This is a genomic window from Cognatishimia activa (genome assembly GCF_017798205.1).
GTDB lineage: Bacteria > Pseudomonadota > Alphaproteobacteria > Rhodobacterales > Rhodobacteraceae > Cognatishimia > Cognatishimia activa_A.
This window is the reverse complement of the sequence record NZ_CP060010.1, coordinates 2,586,141-2,601,062: the sequence shown is the minus strand read 5'-3', so window position 1 is coordinate 2,601,062 and position 14,922 is coordinate 2,586,141. Positions and strand designations below refer to the sequence as shown.

Below are 14,922 nucleotides of genomic sequence, written 5' to 3'. Positions count from 1 at the left end.
GAGAAAAGTAAACTAAACTGGTCAGTTCAAAAAAATCTGTTTGCGCCATTGTAATCAGAGTCCTTAACCCTAATTGCAAATCAGAGGTTGCCAACATAAGGCAGGGGAAATGAAGCCAGTACCAGTTATTATTGCCGCAATCGTAACGGCGTTTTTGTTTTTATTTGTAATCCAACGTGAGCAGTTGTTGGAATTTGCATCCGGTGGATCCGGAGACAGTGACACTGTGGTTACCGAAACTGCGGAGCCTGCGGAAACAGTAGAATCAACTGAAAATGTGGTGCGCGTAGTAGCGATCCAGTCGACAGCCCGTGTGATCGACAGCGCGGTTGTGCTGCGGGGCGAGACGGAAGCAACCCGCCAGTTGGATGTCATGGCAGAGACCTCGGGCCTCGTGATCTCTGAGCCTCTGCGCAAAGGCGCACTGGTCGAAGCGGGTCAGTTGCTCTGCGAAATCGATCCGGGCACGCGTCTGGCGTCCTTGGCCGAGGCACAGGCGCGTTTGGCCTCTGCCAAAGCCGCCGCCCCAGCCGCGCAGGCCGTTGTTGAACAAGCCCGCGCTGCTTTGGAAGAAGCACGCATCAATGACAACGCCGCCGAGCGTCTTTCTAAGGAGGGCTTCGCCTCTGAAACCCGCGTGGCGGCGACCCAAGCGGCAGTTCGTGCAGCGGAAGCAGGCGTGTCTTCGGCGCTATCCGGTCTGGAAAGCGCGCAAGCCAATATCGAGTCCGCCGAAGCAGGTGTGGCCTCGGCACAGAAAGAAATCGACCGCCTGAAGGTCTTCGCTCCGTTCGGTGGCCTGCTGGAAACCGACACAGCCGAAATCGGCGGCTTGCTCAGCGTGAACAGCCCGAATAGCGCCCATTGCGCGACGATCATCCAGTTGGACCCTGTGAAGCTCGTGGGCTTTGTGCCGGAAACCGAAGTGAACCGCGTGCAGCTCGGCGCACGTGCTGGCGCGCGTTTGACCGACGGCAACGAGGTGATCGGCGAAGTAACCTTCCTGTCCCGCGCCGCTGATGAAACCACCCGTACGTTCCGCGTCGAAATCACCGTCGACAACGCGGACCTGAAAATCCGCGACGGTCAGACTGCTGAGATCATCATCGCCTCAGACGGTAAATCTGCGCATCTGTTGCCGCAGTCGGTCCTGACGCTGAATGACGAAGGCACCTTGGGCGTGCGCACAGTCACAGCCGAAAAGAAAGCCGACTTCGTCCCTGTCACAATGTTGCGTGACACGATCGACGGCGTCTGGCTGGCGGGTCTCCCTGAGGCCGCCGATGTTATTGTCATTGGTCAAGAGTACGTCATCCCCGGCGTTCCCGTGGAGGCGAGTTATCAGGAGACGAACGAATGACTGGGATCGTAGACTGGGCCGCCTCGCGCGCCCGCATGGTCATTGCATTCATTATCTTATCTCTGGTGGCAGGCGGCTTCGCCTATTTCACGCTGCCCAAAGAGGGCGAGCCGGATATTGAGATCCCGGCGCTCTTTGTCTCTGTCCCCTTCCCCGGCATCTCCGCGAGTGACGCGGAAACTCTGTTGGTCAAGCCGATGGAAACCGAATTCGCAGATCTGGATGGCCTTAAGGAAATGACCGCCACGGCGGCCGAAGGCTATGCCGGTGTCGGGCTGGAGTTCGAGTTCGGCTGGGACAAAACCAAGATTATGGCCGATGTGCGCGACGCAATGGGCACCGCCGAAAGCCAGTTTCCTGACGGGTTTGACAGCTATTCTGTCAACGAAATCAACTTCTCTGAGTTTCCGATCATCATTGTGAACCTGACGGGCCAAGTGCCTGAACGCACCATGTCGCGCGTCGCCGAAGACCTGCAGGAAATGCTCGAGAGCATGGATGCGGTTCTGGAAGCCGGTATCGCGGGCAAGCGCGAAGAGATGCTTGAGGTTCTGATCGACCCCTTGCGGCTTGAGGCTTACAACGTCACCGCCTCTGAACTGATCAATGTCGTGCGCAACAACAACCAGCTGATTGCGGCAGGCGAAGTTGAGACCTCGCAGGGTACTTTCGCGGTCAAGATTCCGTCGTCCTTTAGTGATGCGACCGACGTCTATGGCCTACCGGTAAAAACCAATGGCGACCGGATCGTGACCTTGGGCGATCTGGCGCAGATCAAACTGACATTCGAAGACCGTGTCGGCACCGCGCGCTTTAACGGCGTAAATACGGTTGCTCTGCAGGTCGTGAAACGGCGCGGTTTTAACCTGATTGGCACCGCCGAAGAGGTGAAGCTCGCGGTCGAAGAAGCCTCTGCCGATTGGCCACCTGAACTCAAAGCCTCGGTTGAGCTTGGCACATCTAATGACCAAAGCCGGATCGTTGGCTCTATGGTTAGCCAGCTTGAGGGTTCGGTCATGACCGCGATTGCGCTTGTGATGATCGTGGTCTTGGCTGCCTTGGGCACGCGCGCTGCGTTGCTGGTGGGTTTTGCGATCCCGACGTCCTTCCTTCTATGTTTCGTCCTCCTCGCATTGATGGGCGTGACGGTTTCAAACATCGTCATGTTCGGCCTGATCCTTGCGGTCGGTATGCTTGTGGACGGTGCGATTGTGGTCGTGGAATACGCGGACAAACGCATCAAATCCGGCGTCGGCCCGATGCACGCATATACCGAGGCCGCCAAACGCATGTTCTGGCCGATTGTCTCGTCGACTGCGACGACGCTCTGTGCCTTCTTGCCCATGCTCTTCTGGCCGGGGGTTCCGGGGCAGTTCATGGGTATGTTGCCTGTGACATTGATCTTCGTTTTGTCGGCGTCGCTCGTGGTTGCGCTGATCTATCTGCCCGTCATGGGCGGTGTGTCTGGCCGTCTCAGCCGCAGCTTCCAGCGCGCCTCTGATGTGCTGCGCAAACGCACCCCCTGGCTGGTGCGCGCAATTTTGGTGCCGCCATCGCTGTTCCTCGTGTTTGCAGGCGCTATGACCATCCTGAACCCCGGCTACCTCTTTGGCGGAGAAGCCCCCTTCCCGGCCATGGTCGGCTTTATTCTGGGCTTTGTGATGTTCTTGGGCGGAGCCTTCGCGGGTTCGATCACCGTGGACGCCGTTATGTTCACCCGCCGCCAGAAACGCGTGCGCTCAGGTCTCCGTCTGTCACCCTTTGGCTGGTTCATCAAGCTGATCGCGGGCAATCCGATCATGCCGATTGTCTCGATCGTCGCCGTGGCCTTTTTTGTGGTCTCGGTCTTCACCTATTTTGGCGCGAACAACAAAGGCGTCGAGTTCTTCGTGGAATCCGAGCCTGAAATGGCCATCGTCTATGTCAAAGCGCGGGGTAACCTGTCGCTGGAACAAAAAGACGGCCTTGTTAAGCAAGCCGAAGAGATCGTCATCGCCCATCCTGGAGTGGAGACCGCCTTTGCCTTTGCGGGTGAAGGGGGCCTCAACAACAACACCGGCGGCGCGCAGCCTCCGGGGGATACTGTTGGTCAGATCCAATTTGAAACCATTCCTTGGGAAGACCGGCCTGAGAACCAGGAGCCTTGGTTCACCATCCCATTCATCGACTACACCGTGAACCAACAAGTGAAAGCGCTGGAATTTGACGGCGACACGATCATCGATGAACTCATGGCAGAGCTGGAACAGATCCCCGGTGCTCAGGTTGAAATCCTTGCCGCTAGCCGAGGTCCTGCCTCTGCCAAGCCCGTACACCTGCGCCTGAAAGGTGACAATTGGGAAGACCTTCTGGCCGCAACGCGCATGGCGCGTGCTCAGTTTGACGCGACTGACGGGCTGACGCTGATTGAAGACACCCTGCCCTTGCCCGGCATCGACTGGGAGATCGAAGTCGACGTGGAACGCGCGGGCCGCTATGGCGCCGACGTGGCAACCGTTGGCGCGATGGTGCAGCTGGTGACCCGTGGCATCCTGTTGGACACCTACACGCAGGACGGATCAGACGAGGAAAGCGAGATCCGCGTGCGTCTGCCAGAAGAGGACCGCGTTCTGAGCACGCTGGACACGCTCAAGGTGCGTACCCAAGGCGGTCTGGTGCCTTTGTCCAACTTCATCACCCGCCAGCCGGTTCCAAAACTGGCCGAAATCAACCGTGTCGATCAGACCCGCTATTTCGATGTGAAAGCGGGCGTTGCAACAGCGCAAATGCTTCTGAAAAACGAGACCACCGGGGAAACCCGCGTGATCCCGGCGGCGGACTATGAAGCGGACACTGCGCTCCAAGCCGAACTGACTGAAGCCGGTTTCACAGCAGTCCCGCTGACCCCTGCTGAGCAGATCACCTTGATCACGTCGTGGCTGGAAACCTCTCCGTTTGCCCATGGCATCGAATGGGAGTGGACCGGTGACCAAGAGGACGAAGCGGAAAGTCAGGCCTTCCTTGGCAATGCCTTCCTTGGCGCGCTGGGGCTGATGTTCATCATCCTGCTGGCGCAGTTCAACAGCTTCTATAACTCGGTTCTGGTGCTTTTGGCCGTGATCCTGTCCACCACCGGCGTTCTGATCGGGATGCTGGTCATGGATCAGGCCTTCTCGATCATTATGACCGGCACGGGCATCGTGGCTTTGGCGGGGATCGTGGTGAACAACAATATCGTTCTGATCGATACCTATCAGGAATACAGCCAATACATGCCCCGCATCGAGGCGATCATTCGCACGGCCCAAGACCGTCTGCGCCCCGTTTTGCTGACCACCATCACCACAATGGCAGGCCTTGCCCCGATGATGTTCGGCCTCTCGCTGGACTTCGTGAACGGGGGCTACTCCATCGACAGCCCAACCGCGCTCTGGTGGAAACAGCTGGCGACGGCGGTGGTCTTTGGCCTTGGCATCGCGACGGTACTGACGCTGGTCTTCACCCCGTCGATGCTCGCCCTACGCGTTTGGGCCACCACCTACGCGGCTTGGTTCTTGCGCCTGCTTGCGCGGATCACCCGTGGTCGTGGCAGCCGTGTCGCCCGCGACTGGGCTTTGCGCCGGGAAGCCAAGAAATTCCGCGCACCCGAAATCCTCTGGGATGATGGTCAGGATGTGATTGAACCCCTGCAGCCCACCAAAGGAGACTTGCGCGCTGCGGAATAAGTTCGCGGAACGCTTGCGGCGTTAACGCCGCCGCAAGCTCTGAGGTCCGCCCAGCATTTAGGCTTTTGGAGTTCCCTTGCGCGTCATGCCGCACCGAAAGCCCCCCTGCTCCCAATCAGGACTATGCTGGGCGACCTCATTCAATCTCAAGCGGAACCTTACGTAAAAGTAAGCTTTGTGCGGGATCTATGCGCGGTCTGTGACCGATTTGAGACCCAAAAGCACAGCCGCTGCAATCATGAACCCACCCCCCAAACGTTCAATCCAAAGCTTGGCCGCGCCTTTGAACCGTGCCGCGATCCAGCTTGCACTGCCGCCATAGGCGCAAAGGAATGCACCATCCATCGCGAGATAAGTGGCAGACAAGATCAGGAACTGCGGCCAGAAGGCTGCCTCTGCTGAAATGAACTGCGGAAAGAGCGCTGCGAAAAACACGACAGCCTTCGGGTTTGCCGCAGAGGTGATAAACCCCTGCATCCACAAGGCACGGGCGGACACGTCTGCCTGTTCTGCCCGCGTATTGGGATCATTCGCTTTTGCTTTCAAAATCATTCGCGCGCCCAACCAGATCAGATAAGCCACCCCCGCCCATTTGATCACCGACAGCGCAGTGGCTGAGGCCGCGATCACGGCTGCCAAACCCAATCCAGCAGCCAACATCTGCAACATATTCGCGCTAAGATCGCCTGCCGCGGTAGAAAGAGCCCTGCGAAACCCATGTGTTCCACTGTTAGACAGCATCAAAAGCTGGCTCGGTCCCGGTGTGCTCATCAAAGCCAGAACGGTCGCAACATAAATCAACCAAGTTTCAAACGTCATAGGGGCCTCCTGATTGGGATTTATGTCAAGTTGAACGAAAACGCGACCATTTGAAACACTATGATTTAGCCGAAAGAAACTGCTTCAAGTTGGGTCAACAGAATTCGCCCTACTCAAAACCGTTTTAAAACGCTAGCATGCCCCCAGCCTAGACAGGAGACCCGTCGCTTTGGACCTTGAGACAGAAGTCTTAAAGATCATCGCAGAATATGAAGCCGCAATCGCCAGCAAGGATAACGCTGTGATTGCGAACCTTATGGCGTTCCCTTTCGAAGTCATCGTGAAAGGCCGCAAAAAGCACTTTTATCAAAATCAAGCACAGATGATGGCCCGGCTTGAGACCTTTCGTGCGATTCACAAAAAACTGGGGATCGCTTCGATTTCGCGCGAGGTGGTCAAAGTGCACCAAACCCATGCAGACGAAGCCTTAGCCTTTACGCTCGACACCGCTCACAATGCAAAGGGCGACGTCGTCACGTCCTGGCGTACCAGCTTTTATGTCGAACGCACACCGCATGGCGTTAAACTGGTAAAAGCAGACTCAACCGATCAAAACCGAGCCATGACAGAGCTTGGTTTCCCTCTTTACGAAGCCAAGTCGGTTTCGTTGAGCTGACGATGCCATAGCTGCGCATAGCGCCCTTCGCGGGCCAGCAACTCCTCGTGCTTGCCCTGCTCTACGACCTCTCCGGCCTCTAAGACAACGATCCGATCCGCTTCGGCAATGGTAGACAAACGGTGCGCGATGGTGATCACAGTGCGCCCGTGGCCTGCATGCGCCAGCGCTTCCTTGATGGACTGTTCGGTTTCCGTGTCCAGCGCCGAGGTCGCCTCATCCAACAACAGAAGCGGCGGATCCTTCAGGAGCGTACGTGCAATACCGACCCGCTGTTTTTCACCGCCCGAAAGCTTAAGCCCTCGTTCGCCCACCATCGTGTCATAGCCCTCGGGCAGGCTCTCCACAAAGTCATGGATCTGCGCAGCCTTGGCCGCAGCTTCCACATCCGCCTGCGTGGCACCATCGCGACCATAGGCAATATTGTAGCGGATGGTGTCATTAAATAGCACCGTATCCTGCGGCACGACGCCAATGGACTTATGCAGGCTTTCCTGCGTCACATCTCGCACGTCCTGACCATCGATGAACAAACCACCAGTTTGCACATCGTAAAAGCGGAACAAAAGCCGCCCGATGGTGGATTTCCCGGACCCAGAGGCCCCGACAATGGCAACCGTCTGCCCGCCCTCTACGTCGATATCAACGCCTTTGAGGATCACACGTTCGGCCTCATAGCCAAAGACCACATTGCGCAGCTCGATATGGCCCTTGTCGATCTCAATGGGCTTGGCATTTGGCTTGTCTTTGATCTCCGCCGGCTGCTCCAGCAGATCAAACATCTCGCCCATATCCACAAGGGCCTGACGGATCTCACGGTAAACCGTGCCAAGGAAGTTCAGGGGCATGGTGATCTGCACCATATAGGCGTTGACCATCACAAAATCGCCGACCGTCAGCGTGCCGTTTTCCACGCCAACAGCCGCCATGATCATGACAATCACAAGGCCCGACGTGATGATGAAGGACTGCCCAACATTCAGCCCCGCGAGGGAATAGGCCGTCTTCAGCGCCGCGCGCTCATAGCCTTTCATCGAAACATCATAGCGCGCCGCTTCGCGCTTCTCTGCCCCGAAATACTTCACGGTTTCAAAGTTCAGCAGGCTGTCGATGGCCTTCTGGTTTGCATCCGTGTCCTGATCATTCATCTCTTTGCGCAGCTTCACGCGCCATTCGGTGACCTTGAAGGTAAACCAAACATAGAGCGCGATCGTGACCAGAATGACCAGCAGATACCAAGCGTCCAACTGATAGGCGAGAATGCCCATGATCAACACAAGCTGCAGCACCAGCGGCCCGATCGAGAACAGCAAAAATCGCAAGAGAAACTCGACGCCTTTGACGCCCCGCTCAACAATCCGGCTTAGCCCGCCGGTCTTGCGCGAGATGTGATAGCGCATCGAGAGGCGGTGAATATGGGTGAAGGTCTCAAGCGCCAACTGCCTCAGTGCACGTTGCCCGACGCGGGCAAAGATCACATCACGAAGGTTCTGAAAGCCGATCTGCATGACGCGTGCGACACCATAGGCCACGGTCAGGCCAACCGCGCCAAGCATCAGCACAGAGGCCCCTTCTTCGGCCAGAGCATCCACCGCCATCCCGTAAAGCTGCGGCACGCCCACGGCCATCAACTGCGACACAAGCAAAGCCGCCATCGACAGGACCACACGGGCCTTAATGTCGCTGCGCCCCTCGGGCCATAAATAGGGAATGACGCGGCGGATAATCTTCCAGCCGGATCTCTGTTCGTGGCGGGCCAGTTCTTCGTCAGAAGCGGTGCGCCAGCGCTGGGTATTGCCTCGTGCCATGGCCCATAGGTAGTCCTCTCGGCGGCGGATTGCCAGCCCCGAACGCCCCATATTTCATCTTGCTAAAAATACTCAAAAACAAACGCCGCCTTAAAGGGCGGCGCTGGCTTTAGTTCTGTTCCGGAACGGTGAAAACCTGCCCCGGATAAATCAGATCCGGGTTGCGGATCCGGTCTTTGTTGGCCTCAAAGACCTGCACATACAGGCGTCCGTCGCCGTAGTTTTCCTTGGAAATCGCCCAAAGCGTCATGCCTGGCTGTACTGTGACCGCCAGAACCTTTTTGATGTCGATCTCTTGCGTGGCCTCAACCAGCTTCTCACTCGGCTCGCGCTTAAACGGCGTCTCAACCCGAGACACCACTTCGCCCGCATCCGATACCTGATCCACCCGCAGCGTATAAACGCCGGGCGCCACATCCGGCAGCTTCAACTCCCAAAGGCCGCTTTGCGCAATCCGCGCGGTCGAGCTGAGCTCATTGTCCAGATAGATCCGCACGAAATCCCCGCTCGGAGAGGTCCCTGCCACCTGGACTTCGCCCAAATCAGAATAGCTGATCGAGTCAATCGCAACGGTGGCCTGCACCTCTGGCGCAAGCTCTGGTGATGTCGGGCTTTGCAACACGCGTGCACCGCTGCTGTCCGCGATGATCACAACCGGAGAGGCTGCAGGTTGCTCTGGCTCGGCAAGCGCTTCAGGCGTTGCAACCTCCTCGGTCACAACCGCCACTTCCGTTGGTGTCTCTTCACTCGTCTCAACGGTCACCGCAGGCGCAGTTGCGACAGCCGCCGCAACGGTTTCGACCGCGGTCTCGACAGTTGTCTCGACGGTGTCTTCCACTTCAGCAACTGCGGTTTCAACGGCAGTTGAAACGGCCTCAGTTGTCTCTGCAACAACCGGAGCCTCTTCCGAGCCGCTATCCACCACTGGCGCTGCGGCAGCGACCTCCGCCTCAGGCTCGGTCTCGGCAGATTCAGGCTGCGCCGTCGCCACTGGTTCCGCCAAGGCAAGAACCGTCTCTTCGGTGCTCTCCTCTAGCGTTCCCGCCACAACAGGCGCGCTTGGCGCAATGATCACGGTGGCGTCAGAATACAGCTCTTCGCCATCAATGGTCTGCAAAAGGCTCATGACGCGTGGCTCAAGGCTCGCCTCCAAGGCGATGAATCCAAAGAACTTTCCGTCGCGACCGACTTCAACCTCACTCAGAGTGGCGCCGTCCAAAAGGATCGCAACGACGGCACCCGGCTCCGCTGTTCCGGCCACCTGTCCCGCCCCATCCGGCGCAATGCGCACCAGATCAAAACTCGGCTTGATCAGTGCCACGACCTCAGGCTCAGGCGTGGCCTCAGGCACCACCTCAGGCGTCGCTTCAACCACCACAGGCGTCTCAGGTTCTACCTGAACCACAGGCTCGACCGGTGCGCTTTGCTGCGGCAGGCTGGCGGGCGCGAAAACGCCCGAGGTATAGACCGCGCCAGACACGACGACCACGGCAATCCCTGCCAATAACAACGTCTGCCCAGACGCAGCTGATCCCATTTTAGACATTCACGGTCTTCCCAGTAATTTTTGCAGTCCCCTCGGTTGAGGGACAGTATCAACAAGGGATACGGTGGTCAAAACAGATTCCTTAATTTGAGATCAACCATGGCAAAACTGTCGATTTGCGTTTTCTGCGGCTCTCGCTTGGGCGCAAAGCCTGAATATGAGGCGGCGGCGATAGAGATGGGCCAAGCGATTGGCGAAAACGGTTGGCGGCTGGTCTATGGCGCCGGAGACGTGGGGCTTATGGGCACCGTCGCCCGCGCGGCTCAGGAGGCCGGAGCCAAGACCTTTGGCGTCATCCCAGAACATCTGGAAAAGGCTGAAGTCGGCAAGCGCGATCTGACCGAATATGTGGTCACCAAAGACATGCACGCGCGCAAGACACGCATGTATGAAGAAGGCGACGTGATTGTCGTGCTGCCCGGCGGCGCGGGGTCGCTGGACGAGCTCTTTGAGGTGCTCACCTGGCGGCAGCTCGGCCTGCACGAAAAGCCGATCTATGTCGTGAACACTGAAGGCTATTGGGACAAACTTCTAGACCTTATCGATCATGTTATCGAGCAAGGCTTTGCGAGCAACAGCTTGAAAACCCTGATCAAACCGGTCTCAACACCCGCTGAGATCATTGAAGATCTCGACGCCTAACTCTTTCTCTTGCCACAAATATCCAAAAAGAAAACGCCCCACCAAATGGCGGGGCGTTTCTTTTATTCAGGTGACCCAAAATCACATGCGGGACGCAACATTTTCCCAGTTGACCAGGTTGTCCAGGAAGTTGGTCAAGTAAGCCGGACGCTTGTTGCGGAAATCGATGTAGTAGGAATGCTCCCACACGTCGCAACCCAGCAGAGCGGTTTGACCGAAACAGAGCGGGTTCACGCCGTTCTCGGTCTTGGTGACCGCCAGCGAGCCGTCTGCGTTTTTCACGAGCCACGCCCAGCCAGAACCGAACTGACCTGCGCCTGCCGCAGAGAATTGGGATTTGAAGTCGTCAACGGAACCGAAGTTCTCAACCAGCGCCGCTTCCAATTCAGAAGGCATTGCGGATTTGCCAGGGCCCATCATTTCCCAGAACTGGTTGTGGTTCCACAGCTGAGAGATGTTATTGAAGATGCCGTTCTGCGCGACCGCAGATTTGTCGTAAGTGCCGACAATAATCTCTTCGAGGGACTTGCCGTCCCACTCGGTGCCTGCGATGGCCGCATTGCCATTGGTCACATAGGCGTTGTGGTGCAGATCGTGGTGGTATTCTAGGGTCTCAGCGGACATGCCAAACTCGGCCAGAGCGTCATGTGCGTAAGGAAGATCGGGGAGTTCAAATGCCATTTCGGCCTCCTAAAAGTTCAAGCGGTCTCTTACGCTAGATGTGAGCTTTTGCCCTAAAAGGTCAAGGCAAAAGCGCTCTATTTGGTTCAAATAGGTGTATCGGCTCAGCGGCGCGGTTAAACGGCAACCTCTGAACCTTTGGTCGATGCCGTTCTCAACACATCAAACACATATTGCGCTACCGAGCGGAAGCAGACGAGCTCATAGTCACCGCTTTCTGTTTTCCACACAGCCGCCGCGACCTGCGATAGACGAGACCGGCGGAAATCTCCGGCCTCAAAGGTGCTGAAATCCACAGGCATGACTTTAGACAGAGCCTCATGCGCCGCATCGCCGCTGATACGGAAATGCGCACGCGCGTCCGATACAACTTCGGCCAGGAAATGCTGACCCGCCAAAGCCGCTTGAAGCGCTGCTTTGGCCTCACCCGTTGCGGCATAGCCCACCAGAACCAACAGTTCATCCGGAGACATCCACGCTACGGATCCTTTGTCGCCAAAAGAAACCTTCCGTGTGGCCGGCACCTTCGCGCCGGTTGCGTCTTTGATGGCTTTCGCCATTTCTTTGCTCTGCAGATCCCCACGCAGGGTGATCATGCCGGACAGCCCAAGTTCCGAGACTTCGGCGAAGCCTTTGGCTTTGACGCCATTCAATGCGCTGACAAGATTAGACATTTTGCTTTTCTCCGTCCTTGTCATAGAAAACCTGATCGACGATGCGTGCTTTCACGCTGGTGCCGTCAAGCTTCGGAATATCCAGAACTTCGCCCATGCGATCCGGGCCCTTATGGACCAGAGCCATCGCAATGCCGCGATCCAGCGTTGGGGAATAATAGGTCGAGGTGATCCGCCCCTGAACATTACGCTGCCCATTGGCGTTGTTTCCTGCCGATGGGATATACGCCCCATCAGGGATAACCGACCCATCCAGCGTTTCCAGACCGACCAGCTTCCAGCGATCGCCCGAAGCCATGTGCGCGCGTTCTTGTGCACGTTTGCCGAGGAAATCCTCTTTCTTCTTGGAAATCGCCCACTGCATATTGAGATCCTGAGGGATCACGGTGCCGTCGGTCTCGTCTCCGATCATAATAAAGCCCTTCTCGGCCCGCATCACGTGGAGCGCTTCGGTGCCGTAAGGCATGACGCCGAACTCTTCGCCTGCTTCGAGCAGAGCATCCCAGAAGGCACGACCCTGGCTGGCCGGAACCGCAATCTCGTAGGACAGTTCGCCCGAGAAAGAGATCCGGTAGGCCCGCGCGTCGAAGTCGCCGATCTTGCCGTCACGCCATTCCATGAACGGCAGCGCCTCGGCAGAGACATCCATGCCACCCAACTTTTCCAGCACTTTGCGTGCATTCGGGCCGACCACTGCGATCTGCGCCAATTGCTCGGTGACATTGGCGACATAGACGTTCCAATCCCACCATTCGCACTGCAGCCAGTCTTCCATCCAGCCGTGAATGCGCTCGGCCCCGCCGGTGGTGGTGTGGCAGAGGAAGGTCTCATCATCAATGCGCGCAACCACGCCGTCATCGATCAGAAAGCCGTTCTCGTTACACATCAGGCCATAGCGGCATTTGCCGACCTTCAGCGTGCTCATCATATTGGTGTAGAGCATGTCTAGGAACTTGCCCGCATCCGGCCCTTTGACCACGAGTTTGCCGAGGGTGGATGCATCGAGCATGCCCAAAGAGCTGCGGGTCTGGTTGATCTCGCGTTTGACTGCGTCCGCGTGGCTCTCGCCTGCTTTCGGGAAGCAGTACGGGCGACGCCATTGGCTCACAGGTTCGAAGAAAGCACCTTGCGCTTCGTGCCATTCGTGGATTGGCGTGCGGCGGATCGGCTGGAAGATATCGCCACGGGCTTCGCCGCCGATGGACCCCATGGAAATCGGGGTATAGGGCGGACGGAAGGTCGTGGTACCAACTGCAGGGATTGGCGCGTTCAATTGACCCGCTAGCGTCGCCAGGCCGTTGATATTGCTGAGCTTCCCTTGGTCGGTCGCCATTCCGAGCGTGGTGTAGCGTTTGGTGTGCTCGACACTTTCATAGCCCTCTTGGGCGGCGAGGCGCACGTCAGAGACTTTGACGTCGTTCTGATAATCCAGCCAGGATTTCGCACGCAGCTTGGCAGAGGCACCCTGTGGCATGAGCCAGACGGGTTCCATCGCCGCCTCGGCAACGTCTTCAACCTTCGGCGCTTTCACCGATTTCGCAGGCTTGCCAACCATCTTGGCCGCTTGTTTGCCCGCCTCTGTGGCGTCCGCCAGCACATCGCCCAGAGAGATCGGGCCATTCGCTGCCCCGGCTGGGATCACAAAGACGTCGCCATTCTGGTTGGTCGGACCGCGGGAGGCGTCTGGCGCAAAGTGGTTTTGCACCTCATCCCAGTTGAGCTTGCCACCACAGTGCGACCAGAGGTGCACAACAGGCGACCAACCGCCGGACATCGCGACCGCGTCGCATTTGATCTCTTCCAGAACCGAGCCCTCGCCCGCCTGCGCGCAGATCGCAACGCCGGTCACGCGCTTGCCGCCTTTTACTTTGGCGATGCCCTTGCCGGTCTCGACACGAATGCCGAGCGCCTTGGCCTCGTCCATCAAAGAGCCGCCGCCAGAGGCGCGCGCGTCGATGATCGCAGGCACTTCGAGACCTGCGTTTTTCAGAGCAATTGCCGTGCGATAAGCGTCGTCGTTGTTGGTGACAACGACGGTGCGGTCTCCGATTGAGACGCCATAGCCGGTGACATAATCGCGTACGGCAGAGGCCAGCATAACTCCGGGAATATCGTTGCCTGCAAACGACAGCGGGCGTTCGATGGCGCCGGTTGCGGTCACGATCTGACCGGCTCGGATGCGCCACAGACGGTGACGAGGACCACCTTGGGTTGGCGCGTGATCGGCGACACGTTCATAGCCCAGCACGTAGCCGTGGTCATAAACCCCTGCCCCCATCATGCGGGTGCGCAGGGTGACGTTTTCATTGGCTTTCAGCTCATTGAGCGTCTCGGCCACGAAATCCTCAGCGGATTTGCCGTCGATCTCGCCGCCATCAATGATTGCGCGACCACCCCAGGAGGCGTCTTGCTCGATCAACAGAACTTTAGCGCCGCCCTTGGCCGCCACTTTGGCCGCCTGCAGCCCCGCAACGCCGCCGCCGATGACCACGACGTCATAGAAGGCATAGAAATGCTCGTAAGTGTCCGCATCGCGCTCTTTGGGCGCTTTACCAAGGCCTGCGGCCTGACGGATGAAAGGCTCAAACAGATGTTTCCAGGCAAAGCGCGGGAAGAGGAAGGTTTTATAATAAAACCCTGCTGGCATAAAGCGCGAGGCAAAGCTGTTGAGCGCACCGATGTCGAACTCAAGGCTCGGCCAGTGGTTTTGGCTGGTGGCAGTGAGGCCATGAAACAGCTCGGTCGTGGTGGCGCGTTGGTTGGGCTCAAACTTGCCGTTCTCGCCCAGATTGACCAGAGCGTTGGGCTCTTCGGCCCCGCTCGCGACGATGCCGCGCGGGCGGTGGTATTTGAACGAGCGGCCCACCAGCATCTGGTCATTGGCCAGAAGGGCTGAGGCGAGCGTGTCGCCTTCAAAGCCCTTCAGGCGTTTGCCGTTGAAGGTAAATTCGATGGCTTTGCCCCGATTGAGGAGGCTGCCGCCTGTGGAAAGTCTTGTGCTCATGTGTCAGCCCTTTGCTTCGGGTTGAGAGGCCGGATTGCCTCCGGCGGGGATATTTGTCGCAAGAGAAA

Annotated in this window: 10 protein-coding genes; 4 read left to right on the top strand and 6 right to left on the bottom strand. The window is 57.8% G+C overall.

Going from position 1 to position 14,922, the window contains the following annotated elements; all coding sequences use genetic code 11:
- Positions 1-109: 109 nt before the first annotated feature.
- Complete coding sequence (locus HZ995_RS12750; RefSeq protein WP_209356027.1) at positions 110-1,360, top strand: efflux RND transporter periplasmic adaptor subunit; 1,251 nt, start codon at positions 110-112, stop codon at positions 1,358-1,360.
- Positions 1,357-5,064 (top strand): efflux RND transporter permease subunit, encoded by a 3,708-nt coding sequence (locus tag HZ995_RS12745; protein WP_209356026.1) that lies wholly within the window; start codon positions 1,357-1,359, stop codon positions 5,062-5,064. Before HZ995_RS12750 ends, HZ995_RS12745 begins: the two co-directional genes overlap by 4 nt.
- 186 nt (positions 5,065-5,250) lie before the next feature.
- On the opposite strand, the gene HZ995_RS12740 is transcribed toward HZ995_RS12745, so the two are convergent.
- Positions 5,251-5,883 (bottom strand): LysE family translocator, encoded by a 633-nt coding sequence (locus HZ995_RS12740; RefSeq protein WP_209356025.1) that lies wholly within the window; start codon positions 5,881-5,883, stop codon positions 5,251-5,253.
- Between the two features lie 169 nt (positions 5,884-6,052).
- Between HZ995_RS12740 and HZ995_RS12735 the strand changes: the two genes are divergently transcribed.
- Positions 6,053-6,499, top strand: a complete 447-nt coding sequence (locus tag HZ995_RS12735; RefSeq protein WP_209356024.1) for a hypothetical protein — start codon at positions 6,053-6,055, stop codon at positions 6,497-6,499.
- On the opposite strand, the gene HZ995_RS12730 is transcribed toward HZ995_RS12735, so the two are convergent.
- Both HZ995_RS12730 and HZ995_RS12725 read right to left on the bottom strand, forming a co-directional pair.
- Positions 6,469-8,307 (bottom strand): ABCB family ABC transporter ATP-binding protein/permease, encoded by a 1,839-nt coding sequence (locus HZ995_RS12730; protein WP_209358264.1) that lies wholly within the window; start codon positions 8,305-8,307, stop codon positions 6,469-6,471. The two genes, HZ995_RS12735 and HZ995_RS12730, sit on opposite strands and share 31 nt — an antisense overlap.
- A gap of 109 nt (positions 8,308-8,416) precedes the next feature.
- Positions 8,417-9,853, bottom strand: coding sequence for a LysM peptidoglycan-binding domain-containing protein (locus HZ995_RS12725; protein WP_209356023.1), 1,437 nt, complete (start codon positions 9,851-9,853; stop codon positions 8,417-8,419).
- Positions 9,854-9,952: 99 nt separating this feature from the next.
- Between HZ995_RS12725 and HZ995_RS12720 the strand changes: the two genes are divergently transcribed.
- Positions 9,953-10,495, top strand: a complete 543-nt coding sequence (locus HZ995_RS12720; protein WP_209356022.1) for a TIGR00730 family Rossman fold protein — start codon at positions 9,953-9,955, stop codon at positions 10,493-10,495.
- Between the two features lie 81 nt (positions 10,496-10,576).
- Here the strand turns inward: HZ995_RS12720 and HZ995_RS12715 are convergent, their stop codons facing one another.
- From HZ995_RS12715 to HZ995_RS12705, 3 genes are all read right to left on the bottom strand, one after another.
- The gene (locus HZ995_RS12715) at positions 10,577-11,176 is read right to left on the bottom strand and encodes a superoxide dismutase (RefSeq protein ID WP_209356021.1); all 600 of its coding nucleotides are present in this window, start codon (positions 11,174-11,176) and stop codon (positions 10,577-10,579) included.
- A 116-nt stretch (positions 11,177-11,292) separates the two neighbouring features.
- On the bottom strand, positions 11,293-11,850 hold the full coding sequence (locus HZ995_RS12710) for a sarcosine oxidase subunit gamma (protein ID WP_209356020.1): 558 nt from the start codon (positions 11,848-11,850) through the stop codon (positions 11,293-11,295).
- The gene (locus tag HZ995_RS12705; RefSeq protein ID WP_209356019.1) at positions 11,843-14,854 is read right to left on the bottom strand and encodes a sarcosine oxidase subunit alpha family protein; all 3,012 of its coding nucleotides are present in this window, start codon (positions 14,852-14,854) and stop codon (positions 11,843-11,845) included. The genes HZ995_RS12710 and HZ995_RS12705 overlap by 8 nt, the downstream gene beginning before the upstream one ends.
- Between the last annotated feature and the right edge of the window lie 68 nt (positions 14,855-14,922).

What these genes read in the sequence shown, in the direction of transcription:
- HZ995_RS12745 (WP_209356026.1), top strand. Translation starts at nt 1,357, where the DNA reads ATGACTGGGATCGTAGACTGGGCCGCCTCGCGCGCCCGCATGGTCATT.
- HZ995_RS12705 (WP_209356019.1), bottom strand. Translation starts at nt 14,854, where the DNA reads ATGAGCACAAGACTTTCCACAGGCGGCAGCCTCCTCAATCGGGGCAAA.
- HZ995_RS12730 (WP_209358264.1), bottom strand. Translation starts at nt 8,307, where the DNA reads ATGGCACGAGGCAATACCCAGCGCTGGCGCACCGCTTCTGACGAAGAA.
- HZ995_RS12715 (WP_209356021.1), bottom strand. Translation starts at nt 11,176, where the DNA reads ATGGCATTTGAACTCCCCGATCTTCCTTACGCACATGACGCTCTGGCC.
- HZ995_RS12725 (WP_209356023.1), bottom strand. Translation starts at nt 9,853, where the DNA reads ATGTCTAAAATGGGATCAGCTGCGTCTGGGCAGACGTTGTTATTGGCA.
- HZ995_RS12740 (WP_209356025.1), bottom strand. Translation starts at nt 5,883, where the DNA reads ATGACGTTTGAAACTTGGTTGATTTATGTTGCGACCGTTCTGGCTTTG.
- HZ995_RS12710 (WP_209356020.1), bottom strand. Translation starts at nt 11,850, where the DNA reads ATGTCTAATCTTGTCAGCGCATTGAATGGCGTCAAAGCCAAAGGCTTC.
- HZ995_RS12750 (WP_209356027.1), top strand. Translation starts at nt 110, where the DNA reads ATGAAGCCAGTACCAGTTATTATTGCCGCAATCGTAACGGCGTTTTTG.
- HZ995_RS12720 (WP_209356022.1), top strand. Translation starts at nt 9,953, where the DNA reads ATGGCAAAACTGTCGATTTGCGTTTTCTGCGGCTCTCGCTTGGGCGCA.